The 20,796-nt window shown below is 71.4% G+C and carries 20 protein-coding genes and 1 riboswitch; of the genes, 5 read left to right on the top strand and 15 right to left on the bottom strand.

Features of this window, described 5'->3' with window-relative positions; all coding sequences use genetic code 11:
- The first annotated feature begins 101 nt into the window (after window positions 1-101).
- Both ACYQ1K_RS24205 and ACYQ1K_RS24200 read left to right on the top strand, forming a co-directional pair.
- A complete protein-coding gene (locus tag ACYQ1K_RS24205) occupies window positions 102-1,550 on the top strand; it encodes a DNA recombination protein RmuC (RefSeq protein WP_459985978.1) in 1,449 nt (482 codons plus the stop codon).
- A 75-nt stretch (window positions 1,551-1,625) separates the two neighbouring features.
- Window positions 1,626-2,381 carry a class I SAM-dependent methyltransferase gene (locus ACYQ1K_RS24200; RefSeq protein WP_459985976.1) on the top strand — a complete coding sequence of 252 codons (756 nt, stop codon included), beginning with the start codon at window positions 1,626-1,628 and terminating at the stop codon, window positions 2,379-2,381.
- 13 nt (window positions 2,382-2,394) lie between these two features.
- Here the strand turns inward: ACYQ1K_RS24200 and gcvP are convergent, their stop codons facing one another.
- The 14 genes from gcvP to ACYQ1K_RS24130 form a co-directional block, all read right to left on the bottom strand.
- Window positions 2,395-5,280, bottom strand: a complete 2,886-nt coding sequence (gene gcvP / locus ACYQ1K_RS24195; protein WP_459985975.1) for an aminomethyl-transferring glycine dehydrogenase — start codon at window positions 5,278-5,280, stop codon at window positions 2,395-2,397.
- 83 nt (window positions 5,281-5,363) lie between these two features.
- A riboswitch (glycine riboswitch) is annotated at window positions 5,364-5,455 on the bottom strand.
- An 87-nt stretch (window positions 5,456-5,542) separates the two neighbouring features.
- Window positions 5,543-6,070: a MerR family transcriptional regulator gene (locus ACYQ1K_RS24190; protein ID WP_459985995.1), complete on the bottom strand. Its 528-nt coding sequence runs from the start codon at window positions 6,068-6,070 to the stop codon at window positions 5,543-5,545.
- Between the two features lie 294 nt (window positions 6,071-6,364).
- Window positions 6,365-6,832, bottom strand: a complete 468-nt coding sequence (locus tag ACYQ1K_RS24185) for a bifunctional nuclease family protein (RefSeq protein ID WP_459985974.1) — start codon at window positions 6,830-6,832, stop codon at window positions 6,365-6,367.
- A gap of 77 nt (window positions 6,833-6,909) precedes the next feature.
- Window positions 6,910-7,650 carry a transcriptional regulator FtsR gene (ftsR, locus tag ACYQ1K_RS24180; protein WP_459985973.1) on the bottom strand — a complete coding sequence of 247 codons (741 nt, stop codon included), beginning with the start codon at window positions 7,648-7,650 and terminating at the stop codon, window positions 6,910-6,912.
- Between the two features lie 4 nt (window positions 7,651-7,654).
- Window positions 7,655-8,140 (bottom strand): double zinc ribbon and FHA domain-containing protein, encoded by a 486-nt coding sequence (locus ACYQ1K_RS24175; RefSeq protein ID WP_459985972.1) that lies wholly within the window; start codon window positions 8,138-8,140, stop codon window positions 7,655-7,657.
- A 112-nt stretch (window positions 8,141-8,252) separates the two neighbouring features.
- Window positions 8,253-8,642, bottom strand: a complete 390-nt coding sequence (gcvH, locus tag ACYQ1K_RS24170) for a glycine cleavage system protein GcvH (RefSeq protein ID WP_459985971.1) — start codon at window positions 8,640-8,642, stop codon at window positions 8,253-8,255.
- 80 nt (window positions 8,643-8,722) lie between these two features.
- A complete protein-coding gene (locus ACYQ1K_RS24165; RefSeq protein ID WP_459985970.1) occupies window positions 8,723-9,499 on the bottom strand; it encodes a DUF881 domain-containing protein in 777 nt (258 codons plus the stop codon).
- Window positions 9,492-9,824: a small basic family protein gene (locus ACYQ1K_RS24160; RefSeq protein WP_459985969.1), complete on the bottom strand. Its 333-nt coding sequence runs from the start codon at window positions 9,822-9,824 to the stop codon at window positions 9,492-9,494. The genes ACYQ1K_RS24165 and ACYQ1K_RS24160 overlap by 8 nt, the downstream gene beginning before the upstream one ends.
- Window positions 9,821-10,708 carry a DUF881 domain-containing protein gene (locus tag ACYQ1K_RS24155; protein ID WP_459985968.1) on the bottom strand — a complete coding sequence of 296 codons (888 nt, stop codon included), beginning with the start codon at window positions 10,706-10,708 and terminating at the stop codon, window positions 9,821-9,823. Before ACYQ1K_RS24155 ends, ACYQ1K_RS24160 begins: the two co-directional genes overlap by 4 nt.
- A complete protein-coding gene (clsA, locus tag ACYQ1K_RS24150; protein ID WP_459985967.1) occupies window positions 10,705-11,331 on the bottom strand; it encodes a cardiolipin synthase ClsA in 627 nt (208 codons plus the stop codon). The genes ACYQ1K_RS24155 and clsA overlap by 4 nt, the downstream gene beginning before the upstream one ends.
- A 13-nt stretch (window positions 11,332-11,344) precedes the next feature.
- Window positions 11,345-12,391, bottom strand: coding sequence for a hemolysin family protein (locus ACYQ1K_RS24145; RefSeq protein ID WP_459985966.1), 1,047 nt, complete (start codon window positions 12,389-12,391; stop codon window positions 11,345-11,347).
- On the bottom strand, window positions 12,388-13,740 hold the full coding sequence (locus ACYQ1K_RS24140; protein WP_459985965.1) for a hemolysin family protein: 1,353 nt from the start codon (window positions 13,738-13,740) through the stop codon (window positions 12,388-12,390). The genes ACYQ1K_RS24145 and ACYQ1K_RS24140 overlap by 4 nt, the downstream gene beginning before the upstream one ends.
- Window positions 13,741-13,818: 78 nt before the next feature.
- Window positions 13,819-14,565 carry a spermidine synthase gene (locus tag ACYQ1K_RS24135; RefSeq protein ID WP_459985963.1) on the bottom strand — a complete coding sequence of 249 codons (747 nt, stop codon included), beginning with the start codon at window positions 14,563-14,565 and terminating at the stop codon, window positions 13,819-13,821.
- 50 nt (window positions 14,566-14,615) lie between these two features.
- Window positions 14,616-15,824, bottom strand: a complete 1,209-nt coding sequence (locus tag ACYQ1K_RS24130; protein WP_459985962.1) for a phospholipase D-like domain-containing protein — start codon at window positions 15,822-15,824, stop codon at window positions 14,616-14,618.
- Window positions 15,825-15,993: 169 nt separating this feature from the next.
- Here ACYQ1K_RS24130 and ACYQ1K_RS24125 point away from each other — a divergent pair, with 169 nt between their 5' ends.
- On the top strand, window positions 15,994-16,644 hold the full coding sequence (locus ACYQ1K_RS24125; RefSeq protein WP_459985961.1) for a DedA family protein: 651 nt from the start codon (window positions 15,994-15,996) through the stop codon (window positions 16,642-16,644).
- Between the two features lie 42 nt (window positions 16,645-16,686).
- Here ACYQ1K_RS24125 and ACYQ1K_RS24120 read toward each other — a convergent pair whose 3' ends face one another.
- Entirely contained in the window at window positions 16,687-18,504 is a 1,818-nt protein-coding gene (locus tag ACYQ1K_RS24120) for a phosphatidylglycerol lysyltransferase domain-containing protein (protein WP_459985960.1), read from the bottom strand.
- Window positions 18,505-18,678: 174 nt separating this feature from the next.
- On the opposite strand from ACYQ1K_RS24120, the gene ACYQ1K_RS24115 reads away from it, so the two are divergent.
- Window positions 18,679-19,557, top strand: a complete 879-nt coding sequence (locus ACYQ1K_RS24115) for a hypothetical protein (protein WP_459985959.1) — start codon at window positions 18,679-18,681, stop codon at window positions 19,555-19,557.
- 59 nt (window positions 19,558-19,616) lie between these two features.
- Complete coding sequence (locus tag ACYQ1K_RS24110; RefSeq protein WP_459985957.1) at window positions 19,617-20,756, top strand: alpha/beta hydrolase; 1,140 nt, start codon at window positions 19,617-19,619, stop codon at window positions 20,754-20,756.
- Window positions 20,757-20,796 lie beyond the last annotated feature (40 nt).

Raw genomic sequence — 20,796 nt, 5'->3', positions numbered from 1 at the left:
CTGCGGCCCGAGGTGGCATCTGCCAACCCCAAGATCTGACAGGCACCCCCGGCGCGCGTGTCGGCCCGGCCACTGTCGGAGGTCGCTGAAAGACTTGCTTCATGGCGATCCTGGCACTCCTTCTCGGCATCCTGCTCGGCCTGCTCCTCGGAGGGGCTGCGGCGGGGTTCGTCGTGCAGCAGCGCGCGGCGCGCCTGCGGGCGGCGGCCGCGGAGGCCACCCGGGTGGCGGCGGAGAACGCCTTGCGTCACGCGGCCGAGCGCGCCGCCGCCGAGGACCAGCAGACACGGAGCCTCCTCGCGGCGCGGCAGGAGGCCGTCGTCGCCCAGCTGCAGCAGCAGGCCGCCCGCGACCGCGCCGACGTCGAGCAGCGACTCTCCGCCTCCCTCGCACAGGGCGCGGCCCTCCAGGAGGCGCTCGAGGTGGCTCGACGGCAGCAGCGAGAGATGGCCGAGACCCACCGGCGCGAGCAGGCCGAGAGGGAGAAGGGCGAGGCCGGCCAGACGCAGGTCCTCAAGACCCTCATGCCGGTGCTCGAGCACCTGCGCGCCATGCAGACCAAGGTCGACGCCCTCGAGAAGGCTCGGGTCGAGCAGCACACGGAGCTGGCCGCGCAGATCCGCCACACCCAGACCTCCGTCGAGGAGTCACGCAAGGCGGCGGACACGCTCGCCTCCGTGCTCAAGGACAACGCGGTTCGGGGGGTCTGGGGCGAGACGCAGCTGCGCACGCTGATCGAGACTGCCGGCCTGCTCAACAGGGTGGACTTCGAGCTCCAGCAGGCGGTCGAGGCCGACTCGGGCGACCGGCGCCCCGACATGGTCATCAACCTGCCCGGCGGCAAGCAGATGGCCATCGACGCGAAGGTGCCCTACAACTCCTTCATGGACGCTCAGCGCGAGGGCCTCGAGCCCGACCTGCGGCGTCGGCTGCTCGACGACCACGCGCGGAAGGTCCGCGGCCACGTGGACGTCCTGGCGCGCAAGGGCTACTGGACCGGCCTGGCCGTCAGCCCCGAGTTCACGGTCGCCTTCATCCCCAACGAGCAGCTCCTCAACGCGGCACTCGAGGTCGACCCGTCGCTCATGGAGCACGCGTTCCGCCAAGGCATCGTGCTCGCCACCCCGACCAACCTGTGGGGCATGCTCAAGACGGTCGCCTTCACCTGGAAGCAGGAGGCGCTGACCGAGGACGCCCAGGCCCTCTTCGAGCTCGGACAGGTGCTCTACCGGCGCATCGTCAAGCTCGCCGAGCACGTCGAGAAGCTCGGTCGGTCGATCCAGCGCAGCGTCAAGGACTACAACGCCTTCACGGGGTCACTCGAGCGCTCCGTCCTTCCGGCTGCGCGCAAGCTCAACGCCGCCGATCCGCTCGCCACCCTGACCGCCCCTCCGGAGATCGAGGAGGCGCCTCGCTCCTTGACGGCCGGAGACTTCGCCGCGCTCGCCGACCTCGACCGGCCCGAGATCGACCTGACGCTCGCCTTCGAAGAGCCCATGACGGACGACGTCGTGGAGGCGCAGATCATCGACGAAGCCGAGGCGGGCTGAGGACGGCGGGCTCGGGACGGCGGGCTGGGCACGGCGGGCTGACCGGATGCCGTCGCCAGCACTAGGGTGACGTTTGTGTCGTTCGAGGTCGCGGCAGCAGCCTACGACCGCTACATGGGCCGCTTCTCCCAGCCGCTGGCGGTCCGCTTCCTGGCCTGGGCCGGCTCAGGCGACGGCCCTCCCGTGCTCGACATCGGCTGCGGTCCGGGAGCACTGACCGGCCGCCTGGTCGAGGCGGTCGGCGCCGACCGGGTCAGCGCGGTGGATCCTTCGGAGTCGTTCCTCCACGCGCTCGCCGACCGACTTCCGGGCGTGGACGCGCGAGTGTCCGCGGCCGAGCACCTGCCGTTCGACGACGGCTCCTTCGGGGCGGCGTACGCGCAGCTGGTCGTGCACTTCATGGCCGACCCCGTCGCCGGTCTGGCCGAGATGAGCCGAGTCGTCAGGCCGGGCGGGACCGTCGCCGCGTGCGTGTGGGACTTCGGCGACGGCTCGCCGCTCGGACCGTTCTGGGACGTCGCCCGCGAGCTGGACCCTTCGGTGCCCCATGAGCTGGCTCGACCCGGGACGCGGCCGGGTCAGCTGATGCGGCTCGCCCGCCAGGCCGGACTGACCGGCGTCGTCGACGGCGTCATCGAGGTGGCCGTCCCGATGGCGACCTTCGAGGCGTGGTGGGAGCCGTTCACGCTCGGTGTGGGTCCGGCCGGCGACTACGTCGCGAGCCTCTCCCCCGCTGCGAGGGAGAGGCTGCGGGAAGCGTGCCGCCGACGCCTGCCGGACCCGCCGTTCGAGGCCGTCGCCCGCGCCTGGGCGGTGCGGGCGAGGGTCTGAGCCGGCGGGGCCGCTACTCGGCGAAGGCCTCGAGCGGCGGGCAGGCGCAGACCAGGTTGCGGTCGCCGTAGGCGTTGTCGATGCGGGCGACCGGCGGCCAGTACTTGTCAGGGTCGATGCCGGTGGGGAAGACGGCGAGCTCACGCGAGTACGGACGGTCCCACTCACCGACGAGCGCCCGGGCCGTGTGCGGGGCGCCGCGGAGCACGGAGCTCTCCGGTGTCCAATCGCCCGACGCGACCCGGTCGATCTCGCCCTTGATGGCGATCATGGCGTCGATGAAACGGTCCAGCTCGGCCAGGTCCTCGGACTCGGTCGGCTCGACCATGAGCGTGCCGGCCACGGGGAAGGACATCGTGGGCGCGTGGAAGCCGTAGTCGATGAGCCGCTTGGCGACGTCCTCGACGGTCACGCCCGTCTCGGCGGTGATGCCGCGCAGGTCCAGGATGCACTCGTGCGCGACCAGCCCGCTGTCGCCACGGTAGAGCACCGGGTAGTGCTCCCCGAGGCGGGCGGCGACGTAGTTGGCGCTCAGCACCGCGCTGGCCGTGGCGCGGGTGAGGCCCGGGGCGCCCATCAGCCGCACGTAGGCCCACGAGATGGGCAGGATGCCGGCCGAGCCGTACGGTGCCGCCGAGATCGGCCCGATGCCGGCGCGCTTCGTCTCGTCGGGGTGGAAGCCGTGCGAGGGCAGGTAGGGCGCCAGGTGAGCGCGCACCGCGACCGGACCGACACCAGGGCCGCCACCGCCGTGCGGGATGCAGAACGTCTTGTGCAGGTTGAGGTGGGAGACGTCGCCGCCGAACTGGCCGGGCTTGGCGTAGCCGAGCAGGGCGTTGAAGTTGGCCCCGTCGATGTAGACCTGACCGCCGTGGCTGTGCACGATCTCGCACAGCTCGGTGATGCCCTCCTCATAGACGCCGTGGGTCGAGGGGTAGGTGACCATGATGGCCGCGAGGTCCTCGCTGTGAGCGTCGCACTGAGCGCGCAGGTCGTCGAGGTCCACCGTGCCGTCGTCGGCGGACTTGACCACGACGACCCTCATGCCGGCCATCACCGCCGACGCGGCGTTGGTGCCGTGCGCGGAGGCCGGCAGCAGGCAGACGTCGCGCTGGGACTGGCCGTTGGCGTGGTGATAGCCGCGGATCGCCAGCAGACCCGCCAGCTCCCCCTGCGAGCCGGCGTTCGGCTGGATCGAGACGCGGTCGTAGCCAGTGACGGCGGCCAGCCAGCCCTCCAGGTCGTCGACGAGGCGGCGGTAGCCGGCGGCGTCCTCGGCCGGGACGAAGGGGTGGAGGTCGGCGAAGCCGGGGAGGGAGATGGGCTCCATCTCGGTGGTGGCGTTGAGCTTCATCGTGCACGAGCCGAGCGGGATCATCCCGCGGTCGAGCGCGTAGTCGCGGCCGGACAGGCTGCGCAGGTAGCGCAGCATCTGCGTCTCGCTGTGATGGCTGTTGAAGACGTCGTGTGTCAGGTATGGCGTGGTGCGCACCAGGCCCTGCGGGAGCGCCGACGGAGTCGTGCGGTCGAGCTCGTCGAGGTCGACCGCCGGCGCGCCGCTCGCGCCGGCGCCGAACGCACGCAGGACGCTGGTGATCGTGGACCGAGTCGTGGTCTCCGAGGTCGACAGTGAGACCGTGTCGGCGTCCACCAGCCGCAGGTGCAGGCCGAGCGCGCGAGCACCGCTGACGACGTCGGCCGCCTGACCCCGCACCGAGACCGTCATCGTGTCGAAGAACGGCTCCGTGCGGACGTCGTGGCCAAGGGCGCGCAGCCCGGCGGCCAGGACGGCGGCGTACCGATGGGTGCGGGTCGCGATCGCACGCAGGCCCTCGGGACCGTGGTAGACGGCGTACATCGACGCAGTGACCGCGAGGAGGACCTGCGCGGTGCAGATGTTGGAGGTCGCCTTGTCGCGACGGATGTGCTGCTCGCGGGTCTGCAGCGCGAGGCGGTACGCCGGACGTCCCTCCGCGTCGACGGAGACGCCCACCAGGCGTCCGGGCATGTGCCGCTCGAGGCCCTGCCCGACCGCCATGAAGCCCGCGTGCGGGCCGCCGTAGAACAAGGGGACGCCGAAGCGCTGCGACGACCCCACGACGACGTCGGCACCCAGCTCGCCAGGAGCCTCGAGGAGCGTGAGGGCGAGCAGGTCGGCCGCCACCACCACGAGGGCGTTCCGCTCGTGCGCCGCCGCGATCACGGCGCGCGGGTCGGTGACCTGACCAGAGGCCCCGGGGTACTGCACCAGGACGCCGCAGAGATCGCCCTCGGGCAGCCCCTGGCTGAGGTCGGCGACGACCACCTCGATGCCCATGGCGAGCGCGCGCGTGCGCACCACATCGATGGTCTGCGGCAGCGCGTCGGCGTCGACGACGAAGGGTCCGGCGGCCTTCTTGTTCGCCCGACGCACCAGCGTCATCGCCTCCGCGGCCGCGGTGCCCTCGTCGAGCAGCGACGCGTTGGCGGTCGGGAGACCGGTCAGGTCGCCGATCATCGTCTGGAAGTTGATGAGCGCCTCGAGGCGACCCTGGGAGATCTCGGGCTGGTAGGGCGTGTAGGCCGTGTACCAGCTCGGGTCCTCGAGGACGTTGCGGCGGATCACCGGCGGCGTGATCGTGCCGTGGTAGCCGAGACCGATCAGCGACTCCCCCGGCATGTTCTGCCCCGCCAGCTCCCGTGCGAGGGCGGCGACGCCGCTCTCCGAGAGGGGTGCGGGCAGGTCGAGGCTCTCCTCCGAACGGATGCCCGCGGGCACCGCCGCGTCCATGAGCTCGCTGAGGGACCCGAAGCCGAGACGCTCGAGCATCTGACGCTCAGCGTCGCCGTCGATGCCGATGTGGCGATCGACGAACGGCAGGGCGCCGTCGAGCTCGGAGAGGGAAGGGAAGTCGGTCACGGGGACTCCTGGGTCGTCGAGATCAGGACGGCCCTCCCCCTCTGTTGCCCGACCCGTGCCGACGGTCCGTTCTTCAGAGTCGCCTCATCCGCGTGGTCGTGGTGCCTGAGAGTTTCCGGGGAGGAATTGCCCCTTCGGCGCCCCTGTCGAGCAGGGACTCTCCCACGCGGGATCTGCAGCGGCACCCATTCTAGACGACCCGACCCCCGGTCCGTCATCGACGAGCCGAGGGTCAGGCGCGAAGGGGTGTGCGCTGCTCGCGTCAGCCGATCTTGCGGGCGGCGCGGCGAGCGGCGAGCTCGTCACCCGGGGACGGTCCGGAGTCGGTCTCGTCAGCGGCGCGCTCGCTCGGGAGCTCCGAGAGTGTGCCCTCGATCTCGCGCCAGACGCCGCCGATCGCGATGCCGAAGACGCCCTGGCCGCCCTGGAGCAGGTCGATGACCTCGTCGTTGCTGGTGCACTCGTAGACGGAGGCGCCGTCGCTCATGAGCGTGACGCGGGTCAGGTCGTCGGTGCCGCGCTCGCGCAGGTGCTGGACGGCAGTGCGGATCTGTTGCAGCGAGATGCCGGCGTCGAGCAGGCGCTTGATGACCTTGAGGATCAGGATGTCCCGGAACGAGTAGAGCCGCTGGGTCCCGGAGCCGGTCGCGCCACGGACACTCGGCTCCACCAGCCCGGTCCGAGCCCAGTAGTCCAGCTGGCGGTAGCTGATCCCGGCGGCGTTGCAGGCGGTCGGACCGCGGTAGCCGGCGTCGCTGGGCAGGGGCGAGACGTCGTCGGTGAAGAGCAGGCCCTGTTCATCGGCCTGCTTCGCCGCGAGGAGTGCGTCGGCGTTGACGCCGCTCTCCTGCTCGTGCTCGTTCACGCGGTCCTCCGTGAGGTCTACTCCGTTGAGCGTAACGCCGATGGGGAAGGGCCGCGACCTCACTCCGCAGAGCGAACGTCATGGTTGGAGTTACAACAGAGACAGTTCAAGGTAGGACTCGCGATCGCCGGGGTCAAAGACATGTCCGGCGTGTCGCAACCCTCACCCTCAACTTGAGACTGAGGTCTCGGGCGGGCAGCGGTGCGTGCCACGTGCCGCTCAGTGGGCGTCGAAGTCCTCGGGGGTGACATGGTCGAGGAACTCGCGGAACTTCTCGACCTCGTCCTCCTGCTCGGCGGGCACGGCGAGGCCGGCCTCGTCCAGGACCTCCTCGGAGCAGACGATCCGGGTCCCGGTGCGCAGCGCGAGCGCGATCGAGTCGGACGGACGCGCGCTGACCTCGGCGCCGGTCGAGAACACGAGGTTGGCGAAGAAGACGCCGTCGCGGACGTCGGTGATCTGCACCTCGCGCAGCTCGGCCTGGAGAGCGCCGATCACGTCCTTCATGAGGTCGTGCGTCAATGGCCGCGGAGGCACCACGCCCTGCTGGGCGAACGCGATCGCCGTGGCCTCGACGGCACCGATCCAGATCGGCAGGTACCGCTCCCCCGTCACCTCGCGCAGCAGCACGAGGGGTTGGTTGGAGGGCATCTCGACCCGGACTCCCATGACGTCGACCTCACGCACGTCATCAACCCTACTCCGCCCCCGCGGGCGAGCCACGGCCCATCTCGGGTATTGCGGCGCCGGGCGCGGAACCGGCGTCAGAACCGACGCAGCCCGGCCTTCACGAGCGTCGCGTGCAGTCTCACGGAGAGGGCCGCGAGCTCGCCGGCGGTCTCCTCGACGCGGGCGCGGGCGCTGGGATCCGACGTACGCCGCAAGGGGGCCACCACCTGCTCGACCAGGCCGACCTCGCGGTCGGCGGCGGCCTTGAGCCCACGGAGATGGCGCGGCTCGAGACCGTAGTCGGCCAGCTCTCGCGCGGTCTGCAGGATGACGAGGTCGTCGGTGTCGTAGTGGCCGGTGCGCGAGGGCGTCACGAGGCCGAACCCCTCGATCTCGGTGAGCAGCTCGTCGCTGACCTCGGCGATCTTCAGCAGCTCGCGTCGCGAGAGCCGCAAGCCGTCGCGACGGAGGAACGACTCTGCACGGGGCATCCCGTCGGCGGCGAGCGCGACCTGCGGCACGGTGGGCACCGTCGGCTCGATCGCGGGCGGCTCCAGCCCGCGGTCCATGGCGTCGAGGTGCTCCCCGATCACCTTCAGCGGCAGGTAGTGGTCGCGCTGCATCCGCAGCACGTAGCGCAGTCGCTCCACGTCGTCCCGCGAGAACTTGCGATACCCCGAGGGCGTCCGCTCCGGCTTGACCAGCCCCTTCTCCTCCAGGAACCGGATCTTGGGGATGCTGATCTCGGGGAAGTCGGGCCGCAGCAGGGTGAGCACCTCGCCGATCGTGTGGCGCTCGGGCGCGGACCCGGACGCCGCACTCGTCGCCGTCACCATCTGCTCAGGCCCCGTGCCCCGAGTAGAACACGAGGCGATACTTGCCGATCTGCACCTCGTCGCCGTCCTTGAGCACGACCTGGTCGATGCGGTCGCGGTTGACGTAGGTGCCGTTGAGGCTGCCGGCGTCGCTGACCGTGAACGTCTCGCCGCTGCGCGCGAACTCCGCGTGCCTGCGCGAGACCGTGACGTCATCGAGGAAGATCTCGCTATCGGGGTGCCGGCCGGCCCGGACGACGTCGCTGTCGAGCAGGAAGCGGCTGCCCGAGCCTGGTCCCCGTTGCACGACGAGCATCGCGTGACCGCGCGGCAAGGCGTCGACCGCCGCCGCGTCGACGGCGTTGAGCAGTCGGTCGGAGGTCTCGGTGCTGGGGTCGGCGAGCTGGATCGTCGCCGTCGCGTCAGAGGGCTCCGGGAGCTTGGTGCCGCACTGGGCGCAGAACCGAGCACTGTCGGGATTCTGGCTCCCGCACGCCGTGCAGACCAGCATCGTTCCCATCCCTTTCGCTGACCCTCAGCCTCAGATTGAGCGTTACCGAACCTATCAGTCCCGCCCGACCGGGCAAGCGCCTATGCCCGAGGTCGTGCGAGCGCGGAGCCGATCAGCCGCCGAGGGTGTCCTGGTAGCCGGCGGCGTCGAGCAGCGCGTCGACGGCGGCGGCATCGGTCGGCACGAGCTCGAAGAGCCAGCCGCCACCGTACGGGTCGTCGTTGACAAGCTCCGGGGTGGCGTCGAGGGCGTCGTTGACGGCCACGACCTCGCCCGACACCGGCGCATAGACGTCGCTCACCGACTTCGTCGACTCCAGCTCGCCACACGACGTGCCGCCCTCGACCGACGAGCCGACCTCCGGCAGCGAGACGTAGACGATGTCACCGAGGGCGTCCTGCGCGTACTGCGTGATCCCGATGCGCACCGAGCCCTCGTGCTCGCCCGGGCTCCGGACCCACTCGTGCTCGGCGGTGTAGCGAAGGTCCTCGGGGTAGGACACGGCCTCTCCTTCTCGGTCGGCGACCGGCGACGCCGGTCGGTGGGTCGGTGCGGCAGCGGTGACCCCGCTGACAGCGAACCCTACTGGGCCCCGGAGCCCGCCGACGACCCAGTGCCGCTGCCGCCGTGAGGCCGCACTGCCGTGATGTCGAGGCTGTTGAGCTTGTCCACCGACACGGTGGCGCCGTCGGCCTTGAACTCGTCCGCCGGCCCGCGCAAGAACGTGACGGCCCCGGCGAGCGTGGAGGGCTCGCCGATCGCCTCCACCACGTACGGCGGCTCGACGACCGTGCCGTCGATGAGGAGCCCGCCCGGCACCTTGTCGAAGGACGACTGGGCGACCAGACGGGTCTTCCCGTTGACAGCAATCGCCTCGGCCCCGCTGGAGCGGAGCTCCTCGACGAGGTCGATGAAGGTGCTGACGTCCACCGCGGAGGTCTGCTCCTTGATCGTCACCCGGATGCCCGGACCCGTGACCGGCACGAGCCCGGCCAGGATGTTGAGAGTGTCGACCTGCGACTTGGTCTCGTCGAGCGCGGCCTGGCGACGCAGGGTCGTCGACTGGAGGTCGTCGCGTCGCTGCTGGAGGCGGGTCAGCTCGGTCTGGGCGCGCTGGGTGGTCGCTGAGAGACCGTTGAGGACGTCGATGAGGTCCTGCTCGCGATAGCCGGCGTAGGAGCTGTCCGCATCGTTGGTCCGCACCTGCGTCACGGCGCCGAAGCCGACGAGGGCCAGGAGCACCGCCACGACGAGCTGGCTGCGTCGCGCACGCTTCAGGTCGCGCATCAGCCGAGCCCGACCGGTCGGCTCGGGCGCGCTTCCGGTCGGCTCGGGCAGGCTGGGGGTCGGCTCAGGCATGGAACAGGTGGCGGCGGATCGCCGCGACGTTGGAGAAGATCCGGATGCCCAGCACGACGATGACGCCGGTCGAGAGCTGGCCGCCGACGCCGAGCTTGTCGCCGAGGTAGACGATGCCCGCTGCGATGACGACGTTGCTCAGGAACGAGACGACGAAGACCTTGTCGTCGAAGATGCCGTCGAGGTAGGCGCGCAAGGCCCCGAAGACCGCGTCGAGAGCGGCGACGACGGCGATCGGCAGGTACGGCTCCAGGCCCGTCGGCACGTCGGGACGGAAGATGAGGCCCAGCACGATGCCGACGACGAGCCCGAGTGCGGCGATCACGGCGTGCCCTCCTGGTTGACCGATGGCTTCTTCTGCTTCGAGGTTCCCGACCTCGCGCTGTGCAGCGCCATCATGCCTTCCGACGCCGCGGGAAGCTGGACGTTGTCCCGATTCTGGATGGTGACCTTCATGCCCAGCTGGTCGGCGAGCGCCTCGAACTGGCCGCCCGACGTGGAGTCGGCGAGATCGGCCTGCAGGGTCTTGGTGTCACCCGTCGCGAGGACGGTGTAGGGCGGCGAGAGCGACACGCCGTTGATCCGGATCACCTCGCCGGAGTTCCGCAGGGCGCTCAGCGCCGTCACGCGCTGGCCGTTGATCGCGATGCCGGTGGCGCCCGCCCTCCACAGGCCGTTGACAAGGAGGGCGAGGTCGGAGTCGCGGACCTGGCCCTGCTCGCCCCCACCGGGGGCATCGTCGACGACGACCCGCACGCCGGGACCCGACGTCGCGTCGAACCCGGTCGGCCCGAGCAAGGCGGCGCTGGCGGCGGTCAAGGCGGCGAGGCGCTTGCCGGCGGCGTCATCGCTCGTCTGCGCACTCGCGGTGCTCGACTGGAGCCGGGCGATCTGGGCTTGGACGCCGGCCAGGGCGGTCCGGCGCATGTCGATGCGGGAGATCAGCTCGTCGCGGCCTTGAGTCGCAACCGAGGCATTGCGAGACGTCTGGACCGCCGCCACCGCAAGCAGGGCACCGAAGAGCAGGACGGCCACCACGGTGCGCGGGCCGCGCCCATGTCGCTCCTGGGCAGTCGGCGCCTCAGCGCGCCGCCGCTCGGCGACGTGCTGGTAGTCCTCGTCCATCGACTGCTGGGTGATGAGCGTCAGGAGAGGGGTCGTGACGTGGGCCGGCAGGGTGCCGGCGCCCGGCGGCTCCAGCGGCGTCATGTCCCCGCGCTCCGTCGGGGCGTGACGAGCATCAGCTTGCGCACCTGCCAGGCGTAGAGGAAGCCGGCCCACCAGTAGAGGCCGATCCCCCAGATCGCGAAGGCCCATCCGAAGACGCGCGCGAGCACCGCGGCCGAGCTGTCGCCCTCGCCGAGGAAGAGCAGCGGGAAGGCGTAGAGCAGGCAGAAGGTGGCGGCCTTGCCGATGAAGTGGACGGGCAGGCTGGAGTAGCCGCGCGTGCGCAGCAGGGGCACGAGGCCCCACAGGAACACGTCGCGCAACGGCAGCAGCAGTGCGAGCCACCACGGGATGACGTCGCGCAGTGCCAAGCCGACGACGACGGCGAGGAGGTAGAGACGGTCGGCGATCGGGTCGAGCAGCTGCCCGAGCACCGAGGTCTGGTCCCAGCGCCGGGCCAGGTAGCCGTCGAGCCAGTCGGTGATGCCGGAGACCACGAGCAGGCACAGTGCCCAGCCGTCCGCCTCCGGGCCGAGCACCAGCCAGAGGAACACGGGGATGCCCAGCAGGCGCAGCGCGCTCAGCAGGTTGGGCACCGTCCAGATGAGGTCGGCGCGGGGTGGGGCGGGGTCCTCCCCGGTCGGCCGCGCAGTCACGCTGGACACCCTAGATGCCCGATCACGCGTCGCCGTGGGCGGCGTCACGGATCTCGCCGACCAGCTCCTCGATGACGTCCTCGAGGGTCGCGACGCCGATCGTCGCGCCGCCGGCGTCGACGACACGGGCCATGTGCGCCCCCTTGCGCTGCAGCGTCTCGAGGGCGTCGTGCAACGCGTCCACGGGGTGCACGGCGGCGAGAGGCCTGATCCACTTGTCCTCGATCGGGCGCTCCCGGCGGTCGGGGTCCGGCTCGAGGACGTCCTTGATGTGGAGGTAGCCCACGAGGCCGCCGTCCGCGCTCTCGACCACGGGGAAGCGCGAGTAGCCGGTCGCCGCGCACAGCGCCTCGACATCCGCCCCCGACGCTCCGCGGGTGACGGTGGTCAGCTCGGTCAGCGGAAGCACGACGGCCTGCACCGTCTTCTCGGTGAATCCCAGCGCGCCAGCGAGGCGGTCGTACTCCCCCGCCTCGAGCAGCCCCTCGCCGCGCGACTCCTCGACGAGCTCGGCGACCTGCTCCAGCGTGTAGGTCGACTCGACCTCCGCCTTCGGCTCGACCCGCAGCAGTCGCAGCGTTCCTCGCGCGATGGCGTCGAGCATCGCGATGAGCGGGCGGACCACCGAGACGAGGGCGAACATGATCGGCGCCAGCACGAGCACGGCGCGCTCGGGACCGGCCAGCGTGATGTTCTTCGGCACCATCTCCCCGAGCACGACGTGCAGGCAAGCCACCAGCCCGAGCGCGATCGCGAACGAGAGGGGGTGCAGCAGCCCGTGCGGCGCGTGGAGCGCCTCCAGCACCGGCTCGAGCAGATGCGCGATCGACGGCTCCGCGACGGCGCCCAGCAGCACCGAGCAGAGCGTGACGCCGAGCTGGATGCCCGCCACCATGGCGCTGACGTGCTCCATGGCGCGCAGGGTGGTGCGGGCGATCCGCGAGCCGCGGTGGGCCAGCGGCTCGATCTGGCTGCGCCGTGCCGAGATCAGCGCGAACTCGGTGGCGACGAAGAAGGCGTTGCCGGCCAGGAGGAGCGCGGTCAGCAGCAGGCCGACCGGGGCGCTCACGACGACACCTCCTGACGGGAGACCGGCAGCCGCAGAGCCACCCGGTCGACGCGGAGGCCGTCCATGTGCTCGACGGTGAGAGAGGCCAGCCGCTCCCGCACCTCGTCGGGGTCGGAGCGGTCGGGCACTTCGATCTCGGCCACATCGCCCCGGTGGGGCACCCGGCCGAGGACGGCCATCACCAGGCCACCGACGGTGTCGTAGTCCTCGCTCTCCGGCAGCTCCACGCCGGTCAGGTCCTCCACCTCGTCGGGGCGGAGCAGCCCGCTCAGCGACCAGGAGCCATCGCGCCGCAGCCGCGCCTGGGCACGGATCGAGTCGTGCTCGTCGGCGATGTCGCCGACGATCTCCTCGATCACGTCCTCGAGCGTCACGATGCCGGCCTGGCCGCCGTACTCGTCGAGGACGACGGCCATCTGGAACCCCTCACTGCGGAGCAGCTCCATCAGCGGGTCCAGCCGTAGGGAGTCCGGCACGACGACGGGCTTGGCCATGAGGTGCTTGACCCGGGTCGTGTTTCGTTCGTGTGCTGGCACAGCGACCGCGTTCTTGACGTGCACGGTGCCGACGACGGCGTCACGCTCGTCGAGCACAGGGAAGCGGGAGTGACCGGTGCGCCGAGTGAGGTCGATGACGGCCTGCGCCCGGTCGTTCTCCTCGAGGCTGAACGTGCGCATCCGCGGCGTCATGATCTCGCCGGCGGTCCGGGTGCCGAACTCGACGCTGCGCTCGATCAGCTCAGCGGCATCGGCGTCGAGCGTGCCCTCGTCGGCGCTGCGCTGGATCAGCGAGGCGAGCTCGGTGGAGCTGCGAGCAGAGCGCAGCTCCTCCTGCGGCTCGATCCCGAGGCGCCGCACGAGTGCGTTGGCGGTGCCGTTGAGCAGCTTGATCGGCACGCGGTTGAGCGCCGTGAAGGTGCGCAGGAAGCCCTGGGTCGCCTTCGCGGTCGCCATGGGCAGGGCGAGCGCGATGTTCTTGGGCACGAGCTCGCCGAAGACCATCGTGACGATCGTCGAGACGACCAGGCCGATGACGACGGCCGTCGGCGCGACGGCGCCCTGGGGCACACCGAGGGCTTCCAGCGGCCCGCGGATGAGCTCCGAGGTGGCCGGCTCGGCGAGCCAGCCGATGCCGAGGTTGGTGACGGTGATGCCGATCTGCGCGCCCGAGAGGTGACTCGACAGCAGTCGAAGCGACTTCTGGACTCCGCGCGCGCGCCCGTCGCCGGCGGCGGCCTCGCGGTCGACGGAGCTCTTGTCGACCGTGACGAGGGCGAACTCGGCTGCGACGAAGAGTCCGCAGAGCAGCACGAGCGCGAGGGCTAGCAGGAGCAGGAGGAATGCGGTCATCGGGGACGTGTCCCCTGACTACTTCGACCTTCCATGAGGTGTGGTGTGTGTCCTTCGCTGGGCGGTGGTGGGCCCACTCTACGGGAGCGCCGTGCCACCACCGAACGAGTCGAGCACGGCGGTGGAGGCGAGGAGGCGGTACGGCGCGGCGCCGGACGAGGCCCTCTCGCGCAGGGCATCGGTCGGCAGCCGGGCACCCGCCAAGAGCATGACGTTCCCCTCGCGTCGGGCCTTGAGCGTCGCCGGCTCGGCGCCGACGACGACCTCGTCGAACAGCGGGCGCACCCCGGCGACGGCGGACCGCACGAGCGGAAACGGCGCCCGGTCGGCGATGTTGGCGACGAGGACGCCGCTGTGCCCGACGACCCGGCGGACCTCGCGCAGGAACCGGGTGCCGACCAGCTCCGGGGGCACCGAGCCGTCGGCGAAGGCATCGAGCACGACGACGTCGACCGCCCCGTCGCGCACGGCCGGAAGGCCGCAGACACCGTCGACGGGGCGCACCTTGATGCCGCTGCGAGCTGGCAGTGGAAGCACCCGCCGTACCTCCTCGATGAGGGCTGCGTCGGGCTCGAGCACGATCTGGGCGGACCGCGGCCGCGTGTGCGCGACGTAGCGCGGCAGCGTCATCGCGGCGCCGCCGACGTGCAGGATCCGGAGCGGCCGGCCGGCAGTCGCGGCCAGGTCAAGCACGTCGGCGATCCGGCGCATGTAGTCGAACCCGAGCCAGGTGGGGTCGTTCGGGTCGATCTGGGACTGTGCCCGGCCGTCCAGCCACAGCACGTAGGACCCGGGCCGGTCGCCTTCGGTGATCGTGGCGGCCATGTCGCCCAGGATCCCACGGCCGACCCGGTCACTGAGCTCGGTCCTCGAGCTCAGTCCTCGTGCGGCGCGCAGTGACCCGCGCTGTGCCGGCGGCTGGCGATGAGAGCGAACGCGCGGTCGAACGCGGCGTTGCCCTCGGCCCCGTCCACGCCGAGGACCGCCTCGTCCGACGCGGTGCCCTGCGAGGTCCAGTTGTCCGAGCCGACCCACGTCCGGAAGTGGCGAACCCCGCCGCTGACCCAGGTGGCGGTCATGTCCTTGGCGTGCGTGAACGTGTGGTCGGCGAAGCAGCCCGGCAGCACGGTGACCCCCGCGCGACGCAGGACCGCTCGGACGCCGACCGCGACGGTCGGCCCCGCGACCAGCGCGATCCGCGCACCTCCTCTCCGCATCGCCGCCAGGCGGCGGGCGATCCACTCGCCGCGCGGTCCCCACATCGAGTACATCTGGATCCTGATGACGGTGCTGGGACGTGCCGGGAGGGCACGCAGCCGAGCCATCACCGGGTCGGCGCCCGGCCGGTCCGCGGTCGGCAGGAAGTATGCCGACCAGCCGGTGCCGGCCACCGTCCGCAAGGGCCGCCGGAGGCTCCGTTGCGCGGCCTGCGCTCGCTCGATCGAGCCGAAGGCGTCATAGAGGGCCTTGTCGCCGACGACCTGCCACATCAACGCGTAGGTGTAGCGGTCGCTGGTGTCGGCGGAGTTGTAGGAGCCGTTCATGACGACCCAGCGCTGGTCGCCGACCCGGCTGAAGAGGTAGCTCTTCTGATGCATGATCCCGCCCGAGCCGCGGGCCGCGCCGTTCGACCAGATCCCCCACGACCCCGGAGTGCCGGGTGCGGCCAGCGTCCGCATCAGCCGCCGGCTGAGGCCGAACCGTCGCGCCTTGCTGTTGCCCGCGAGGATCACGTGCACGTGCACGCCACGGTGGACCGCGTCGGTCAGCGCCCGGGCGATCCGGTGCGAGCTGATCCAGTAGGTGGTCACCTCGATCTGCTCGCCGGCGGGCACGCGGGCGATGTTCGCGGCGATCTGGTCGGAGATGACGTGCGGCCGGTGGCGCGGGTCGTTGTAGAGCAGCTGTGTCTGCGGTCCGTTCATCGGCGCGGGCGCTGCCCGGAGTGGGAGTGCACCGACGTCCTCGCGAGCCGGCGCGATCTGGCCGGCGGCGTGTGGTGCGATGGCCGGCTCAGCTTGAAGGATCAGGGGTACGCCGGCCACCACCAGCACCGTCACGAGCTTTGTCAGCGTCGACCTCATGGTGGTCGCGACGCTAGGGACGTGAGCGGACCGGTGACCGAACCCCACGTGAAGCGCTCGCTACCGCTGGAGGAAGGCCCAGTGAGGAAAGCCCAGTGAGGAAGGCCCAGTGCGGAAGGCCCCGTGAGGAAGGCCCAGTGCGCTCCTTCCCCCGGGTAGCCTCATCGGGATGGGACACAGCGTCCTGGACGCGATCCAGTCCGTAGGACCAGCACTCGCCTACACGATCATCGCCGCTCTCGTCTTCGCCGAGGCGGCTGTCTTCGTCGGCTTCGTCCTGCCGGGTGAGACGGCGGTCCTGCTCGGTGGCGTCCTCGCGAGCCGGGGACGCCTCGACCTCACCATCCTGATCGTGGTCGTCGTCGTCAGTGCGATCGTCGGCGACACGGTCGGCTACGAGGTGGGCAAGCACGCCGGACCGCGCGTCCTCCAGCTCGGGATCCTGCGCAGGCATCAGGCCCGGATCGGGAGCGCCCAGGAGATGCTTCGGCGCCGGGGCGGACCGGCCGTCTTCCTGGCCAGGTGGACCGCGTTCTTCCGCGCCGTCATGCCGGGCCTCGCCGGCCTCAGCCAGATGCGCTACCGCACCTTCTTGCCTTGGAACGCGCTCGGCGGCCTCACCTGGGGCATCACGTTCTGCCTGGTCGGCTACTTCGCTGGCGCGTCCTACGAGAAGGTGGCCTCCACGATCGGCAAGGGTGCGGCCGTCGTCGTCGCGTTGGTGGTGATCGCAGGGCTCGTCGTGTGGCGCGTTCGCAAGGGGCGGCGCGAGCGGGCCGCCGAACAACGGGAGGCATCGGCTCCGGTCGATCGCCGCTGACCGCAGGCTCGCCTCGTCGTCGGGACTCAGTCGGCTGCGGACTCAGTCGGCTGCGGAGCCGGTCGGGCGCCCGAGGGCCCGCTGCCGCTCACGCGTGCGCGCGCGCTCGCCGAAGTTGCGCCACCACGCCGGGGCGACGAGGAAGGCCTCGGCCCGCAGCACCGCGACCGAGACGCTCGGGATGTCGACCGCCGACCTGAAGCACACGAACCGCGGCACCCACTCCGGTTGGAACTTGGCGTTCGCCCGGTAGAGCGACTCGATCTGCCAGAAGCGGGACGCCTGCATCAGGATCGCTCGCCACAGCCGCAGCACCGGGCCGGCACCCAGACGCTCGCCACGGGCGAACACGCTGCGGAACACCGCGAAGTTCAAGGACACGCGCGCGACGCCGAGGGCCGGCGCCTGCGCCATCAGGTCGGTCACCATCAGCTCGATGATGCCGTTCTCGCCCGAGCGGTCGCGGCGCATGACGTCGAGCGAGAGTCCGTCGGTGCCCCACGGCACCAGCTGGAGCAGGCCGCGGAGACTGCCCGAGGCGTCGCGGCAGAGGACGACGACCGCGTCGGCGTCCTCCGCGCAGGCCAGCCGCCCCAGGGCCATCGAGAAGCCGCGCTCGACCTCACCGTCGCGCCACGCCTCGGCGCTGTCGAGGATCGCCGAGCGGGTGGCGTCGTCGAGATCGCGCACGCGCACACAGGTCGAGCTCAGACCTGCGCGGCGGCAGCGGGTGACGGCCTGGCGCACCACGCGCATCCGCCGGCCCTCGGTGGTGAAGTCGGCGGTGCTCAGGACGGCCTCGTCGCCGAGCTCCAACGCGTCGAGACCGGCGCGGTGGTAGGCGGCCGCGCCCTGCTCGCTCGCCCCGAGCACGGCGGGGAGCCAGCCGTAGGCGTTCGCCTCCCCCATCCAGGCGGCGATCGCGCCGGGCCAGGCCTCCGGGTCGCCCAGCGGGTCGCCCGCGGCGAGAGACACTCCCCCGACGATGCGGTAGCTGACGGCCGCCTTGCCGCTCGGGGAGAAGATCACGGCCCGGTCGTCGCGGAGCGCGAACCAGGACAGCGAGTCGACCCGACCCCAGCGGCTCAGCAGGTCGCGGACCCTGTCGCGCTCGTCGCCGTCGAGGCGGTGTGGCCCCGCGGCCGGCGCGAGAGCGACCAGGAGCAGCAGCAGGAGGAGGGCCACGCCGAGGACGGCGAGGGCGATGGCCGTGTGGGTCGCCGTCTCGCCGTCGACGAACGAGACCGGACCCGGGATGCCGGCCAACCCGAGGAACGACTCGGTGAGCCTCGAGACCACCGTGCTTCCAGGCGCCACCCCGTCGAGGTCGACGCTGATCCAGAGATACCCGAGGAGCGTCGCGATCGGGACGCCGAGCGTCGCGAGCGCGACGATGCGCCGTGGCGACCTCGGGTCGGGGAGCGCGTGGAACCGGTGCCGTGCGATGACCAGCAGCACGAACACCGCGGCCGTGAGGGTGGCCTCCTCGATGTCGAGGCCCTTCACGATGTGGGCCAGGGTGGCGAACGCCGTCAGCACGGTCGCGAGAAGCCAGGCGCGGTACTTCCCACGGCGCAGGCCGCTCGCCAGGAGCATCAGGATCGCGCCGGCGGCCAGCGTGCCGGTCGTGGCCGCGGCGGGGAACACCGGGGGAACGACGCCGGTGACCAGCAGGACGCGACTGTGGAAGGCAGGCGACGCGGCGCTGATGACGGAGATGACGCCGACCAGCCACACCAGCCGCGCGATCGTCCGAGGAGTGCCGAGGCGGGCGAGGAGCCCTCTCAGGCCCTTCTGGGGCGCGACCGGCGGTGTCGGCCCAGGCCCGTCCGCCGTCGGCGTCAGCGTCGGACGGAGCACGCCGGGACGGTGTGCGGTCGCCAGGGGTCCCGGATGTCTTGCTGACTCGCGATCGTTGTGCATTCCCGACTCCCCATACATGCCGACAACCCCACGGTAGGCCGCGCGCCTGAACGTTTCCTGACGACGCCGCGCCGCACACGCACCCGTCCTGGACAGGTCGTACGGTGAACCATGCCCGTGGGTCTCGTCTGCGCGATCGGCACCGCGCTCTGCTACGGGGTCGGCTCGGTGCTGCAGTCCGCTGCGGCGGCCGAGGCGGAGCGGGCCGACGGACTCGATCCGCGCCTCCTGCTCAGCCTGGCCCGCACGTGGCGGTATCTGCTCGGCCTCGCCCTCGACGGACTCGGGTTCATCCTCTCGCTCATCGCCCTGCGCTCCCTCCCCCTGTACGTCGTCCAGTCCATCATGTCCAGCTCCTTGGCGGTGACCGCGGTCGTCGCTGTCATGGCCCTCGGCCTCCGGCTGCGCCGGCGCGAGGTCGCAGCGCTCGGCACCGTGGTCGTCGGGTTGACGATGGTCGCGCTCTCGGCGCGCCCGGAGCCGGCGGACGCCGTCAGCACGCGCACGCAGTGGCTGATGCTGGCCGTGGCGGTGGTGCTGGTCGTCGTCTCACTCCCCTTGGTCCGCGTCAGCGGACGGGAGGGCGCGTGGCTCCTCGGCGGGGTGGCCGGGCTCGGGTTCGGAGTCGTCGCGGTCGCCGCGCGAGCCCTGTCGGCCTCGGCCAGCGGGGCCGGCTTGGCGAATGATCTGCGAGCGCTGGCGGGCGCTCCTGCGACCTACGCGCTCCTGGTCGCGACGACCCTCGCCCTGACGGCGTATGCCACCGCCCTCCAACGCGGCAGCGTCGTGCAGGCCACCGCTCCGCTCGTCGTGGGCGAGACCGTCCTGCCGGCGCTGGCCGGCCTTGCCCTCTTCGGCGACCACCCGCGGCCCGGATGGGGACCCGTGGCCGTCGTCGGGTTCGCCCTCGCGGTCGGGGCGACCCTGATCCTGTCGCGGTTCGGCGAGGTGGACACATCATCAGGTTCGGTTCAGGCTGGCGCGCTTTGATGTGATCGTCAGCCGTTCAACGGCTGGCGCGCGGGACAGCTGCCAGCCAGGGGGCCTCGATGTCACTCACCGGTCCGATCTTCCTCGACGGGATCGTTCTCCTCACCGTCGCTGCATTCGTCGCCGTCGTCCTGCTCTGGCCGCGGCTCACGCCGCCCACGCCCTGGCACGTCGCAGGCCGGGCCGGCGCACTCGTGCTCGTCAACGCGCTCGTGCTGCTCACCGCGGCGACGCAGCTCAACGCGGCCTACCTCTTCTTCGCGGGGTGGGGAGACCTGCAGGGCGCCCTCACCGGACACATCGCCCAGACCTCCTTGCACCGGGGAGGGGGCGAGCGGGCGGCCGCCGAGATGGCGGTCGCCGGGCAGGCGGCCGCGGTGGCAGCGCACCCCTCCGCTCTGGCGCAGCTGGCGGGGGCGACGGGCGTCACGAAGTACTGGGTGCACGGTGCCAAGAGCGGTCTGACCGGATCGGTCCTCGTTCAACTGCCAACCGGCTATGCCTCGAAGGCCGCTGCAACCGAGCGTTACCCCGTCATCGAGGCATTCCACGGCTACCCCAGCGAACCCCTGAACTGGATCAAGGTCTTCCATCTTCCCGAGCTGGTTGACAGCGCGGTGCAGGCGCACGCTCTGCGCGCACCGTTGATCGTCATGCCCGAGATCGAGATCCCGCAAGGCGTGGACACCGAGGGCGTGAACGGCTCGGCCGGCGAGCCGCAGGTCGAGACATGGCTGACCCAGGACGTGCCGAACTGGCTCGGCCAGCACTTCCGTGTGATCGCCAACCGCGACGCCTGGACGACGATCGGCTACTCGGCCGGCGGGTTCAACGCCGCCATGGCGACCCTGCTGCACCCCGCGCAGTACGGCGCCGGCATCGTGCTCGGCGGCTACTTCAAGCCCGAGTTCGGACCGTTCTACCGCCCGTTCACCTCGGCGAGTCCTGCCGGACGCTACTACGACCTGGTGCACGCCGTCGCGCACAACCCGCCGCCGGTCTCCCTGTGGATGGAGACCTCGCACGCCGACCAGGCCAGCTATGGCTCGAGCGCGCAGTTCCTCCGAGCCGTCCGTGCGCCAACGGCGGTCCACGCCGTGGTGCTGCAGAACGCCGGGCACCGCGACTCGGTGTGGATCGCCCTGATCCCCGAGGCCCTCAAGTGGCTGGGGCACAACATCAGAGGCTTCCATCCATGACGACCCCTGGCGGCCCCTGACGGCCCCACCGCAGAGCGCT

This window comes from Nocardioides sp. AN3, assembly GCF_054653495.1.
Note: the sequence above shows the minus strand (reverse complement) of the source record. Positions and strands in the feature narration are given on the sequence as shown.

Bases quoted from the DNA above. Each gene is read 5' to 3' on its own strand.
- ACYQ1K_RS24135 (WP_459985963.1), bottom strand. From the start codon at position 14,565: ATGGCCGCCACGATCACCGAAGGCGACCGGCCCGGGTCCTACGTGCTG.
- ACYQ1K_RS24115 (WP_459985959.1), top strand. From the start codon at position 18,679: ATGCCCGTGGGTCTCGTCTGCGCGATCGGCACCGCGCTCTGCTACGGG.
- ACYQ1K_RS24175 (WP_459985972.1), bottom strand. From the start codon at position 8,140: ATGCTGGTCTGCACGGCGTGCGGGAGCCAGAATCCCGACAGTGCTCGG.
- ACYQ1K_RS24130 (WP_459985962.1), bottom strand. From the start codon at position 15,824: ATGAGGTCGACGCTGACAAAGCTCGTGACGGTGCTGGTGGTGGCCGGC.
- ACYQ1K_RS24140 (WP_459985965.1), bottom strand. From the start codon at position 13,740: ATGACCGCATTCCTCCTGCTCCTGCTAGCCCTCGCGCTCGTGCTGCTC.
- ACYQ1K_RS24155 (WP_459985968.1), bottom strand. From the start codon at position 10,708: ATGACGCCGCTGGAGCCGCCGGGCGCCGGCACCCTGCCGGCCCACGTC.
- ACYQ1K_RS24110 (WP_459985957.1), top strand. From the start codon at position 19,617: ATGTCACTCACCGGTCCGATCTTCCTCGACGGGATCGTTCTCCTCACC.
- ACYQ1K_RS24205 (WP_459985978.1), top strand. From the start codon at position 102: ATGGCGATCCTGGCACTCCTTCTCGGCATCCTGCTCGGCCTGCTCCTC.
- ACYQ1K_RS24125 (WP_459985961.1), top strand. From the start codon at position 15,994: ATGGGACACAGCGTCCTGGACGCGATCCAGTCCGTAGGACCAGCACTC.
- ACYQ1K_RS24165 (WP_459985970.1), bottom strand. From the start codon at position 9,499: ATGCCTGAGCCGACCCCCAGCCTGCCCGAGCCGACCGGAAGCGCGCCC.
- ftsR (WP_459985973.1), bottom strand. From the start codon at position 7,650: ATGGTGACGGCGACGAGTGCGGCGTCCGGGTCCGCGCCCGAGCGCCAC.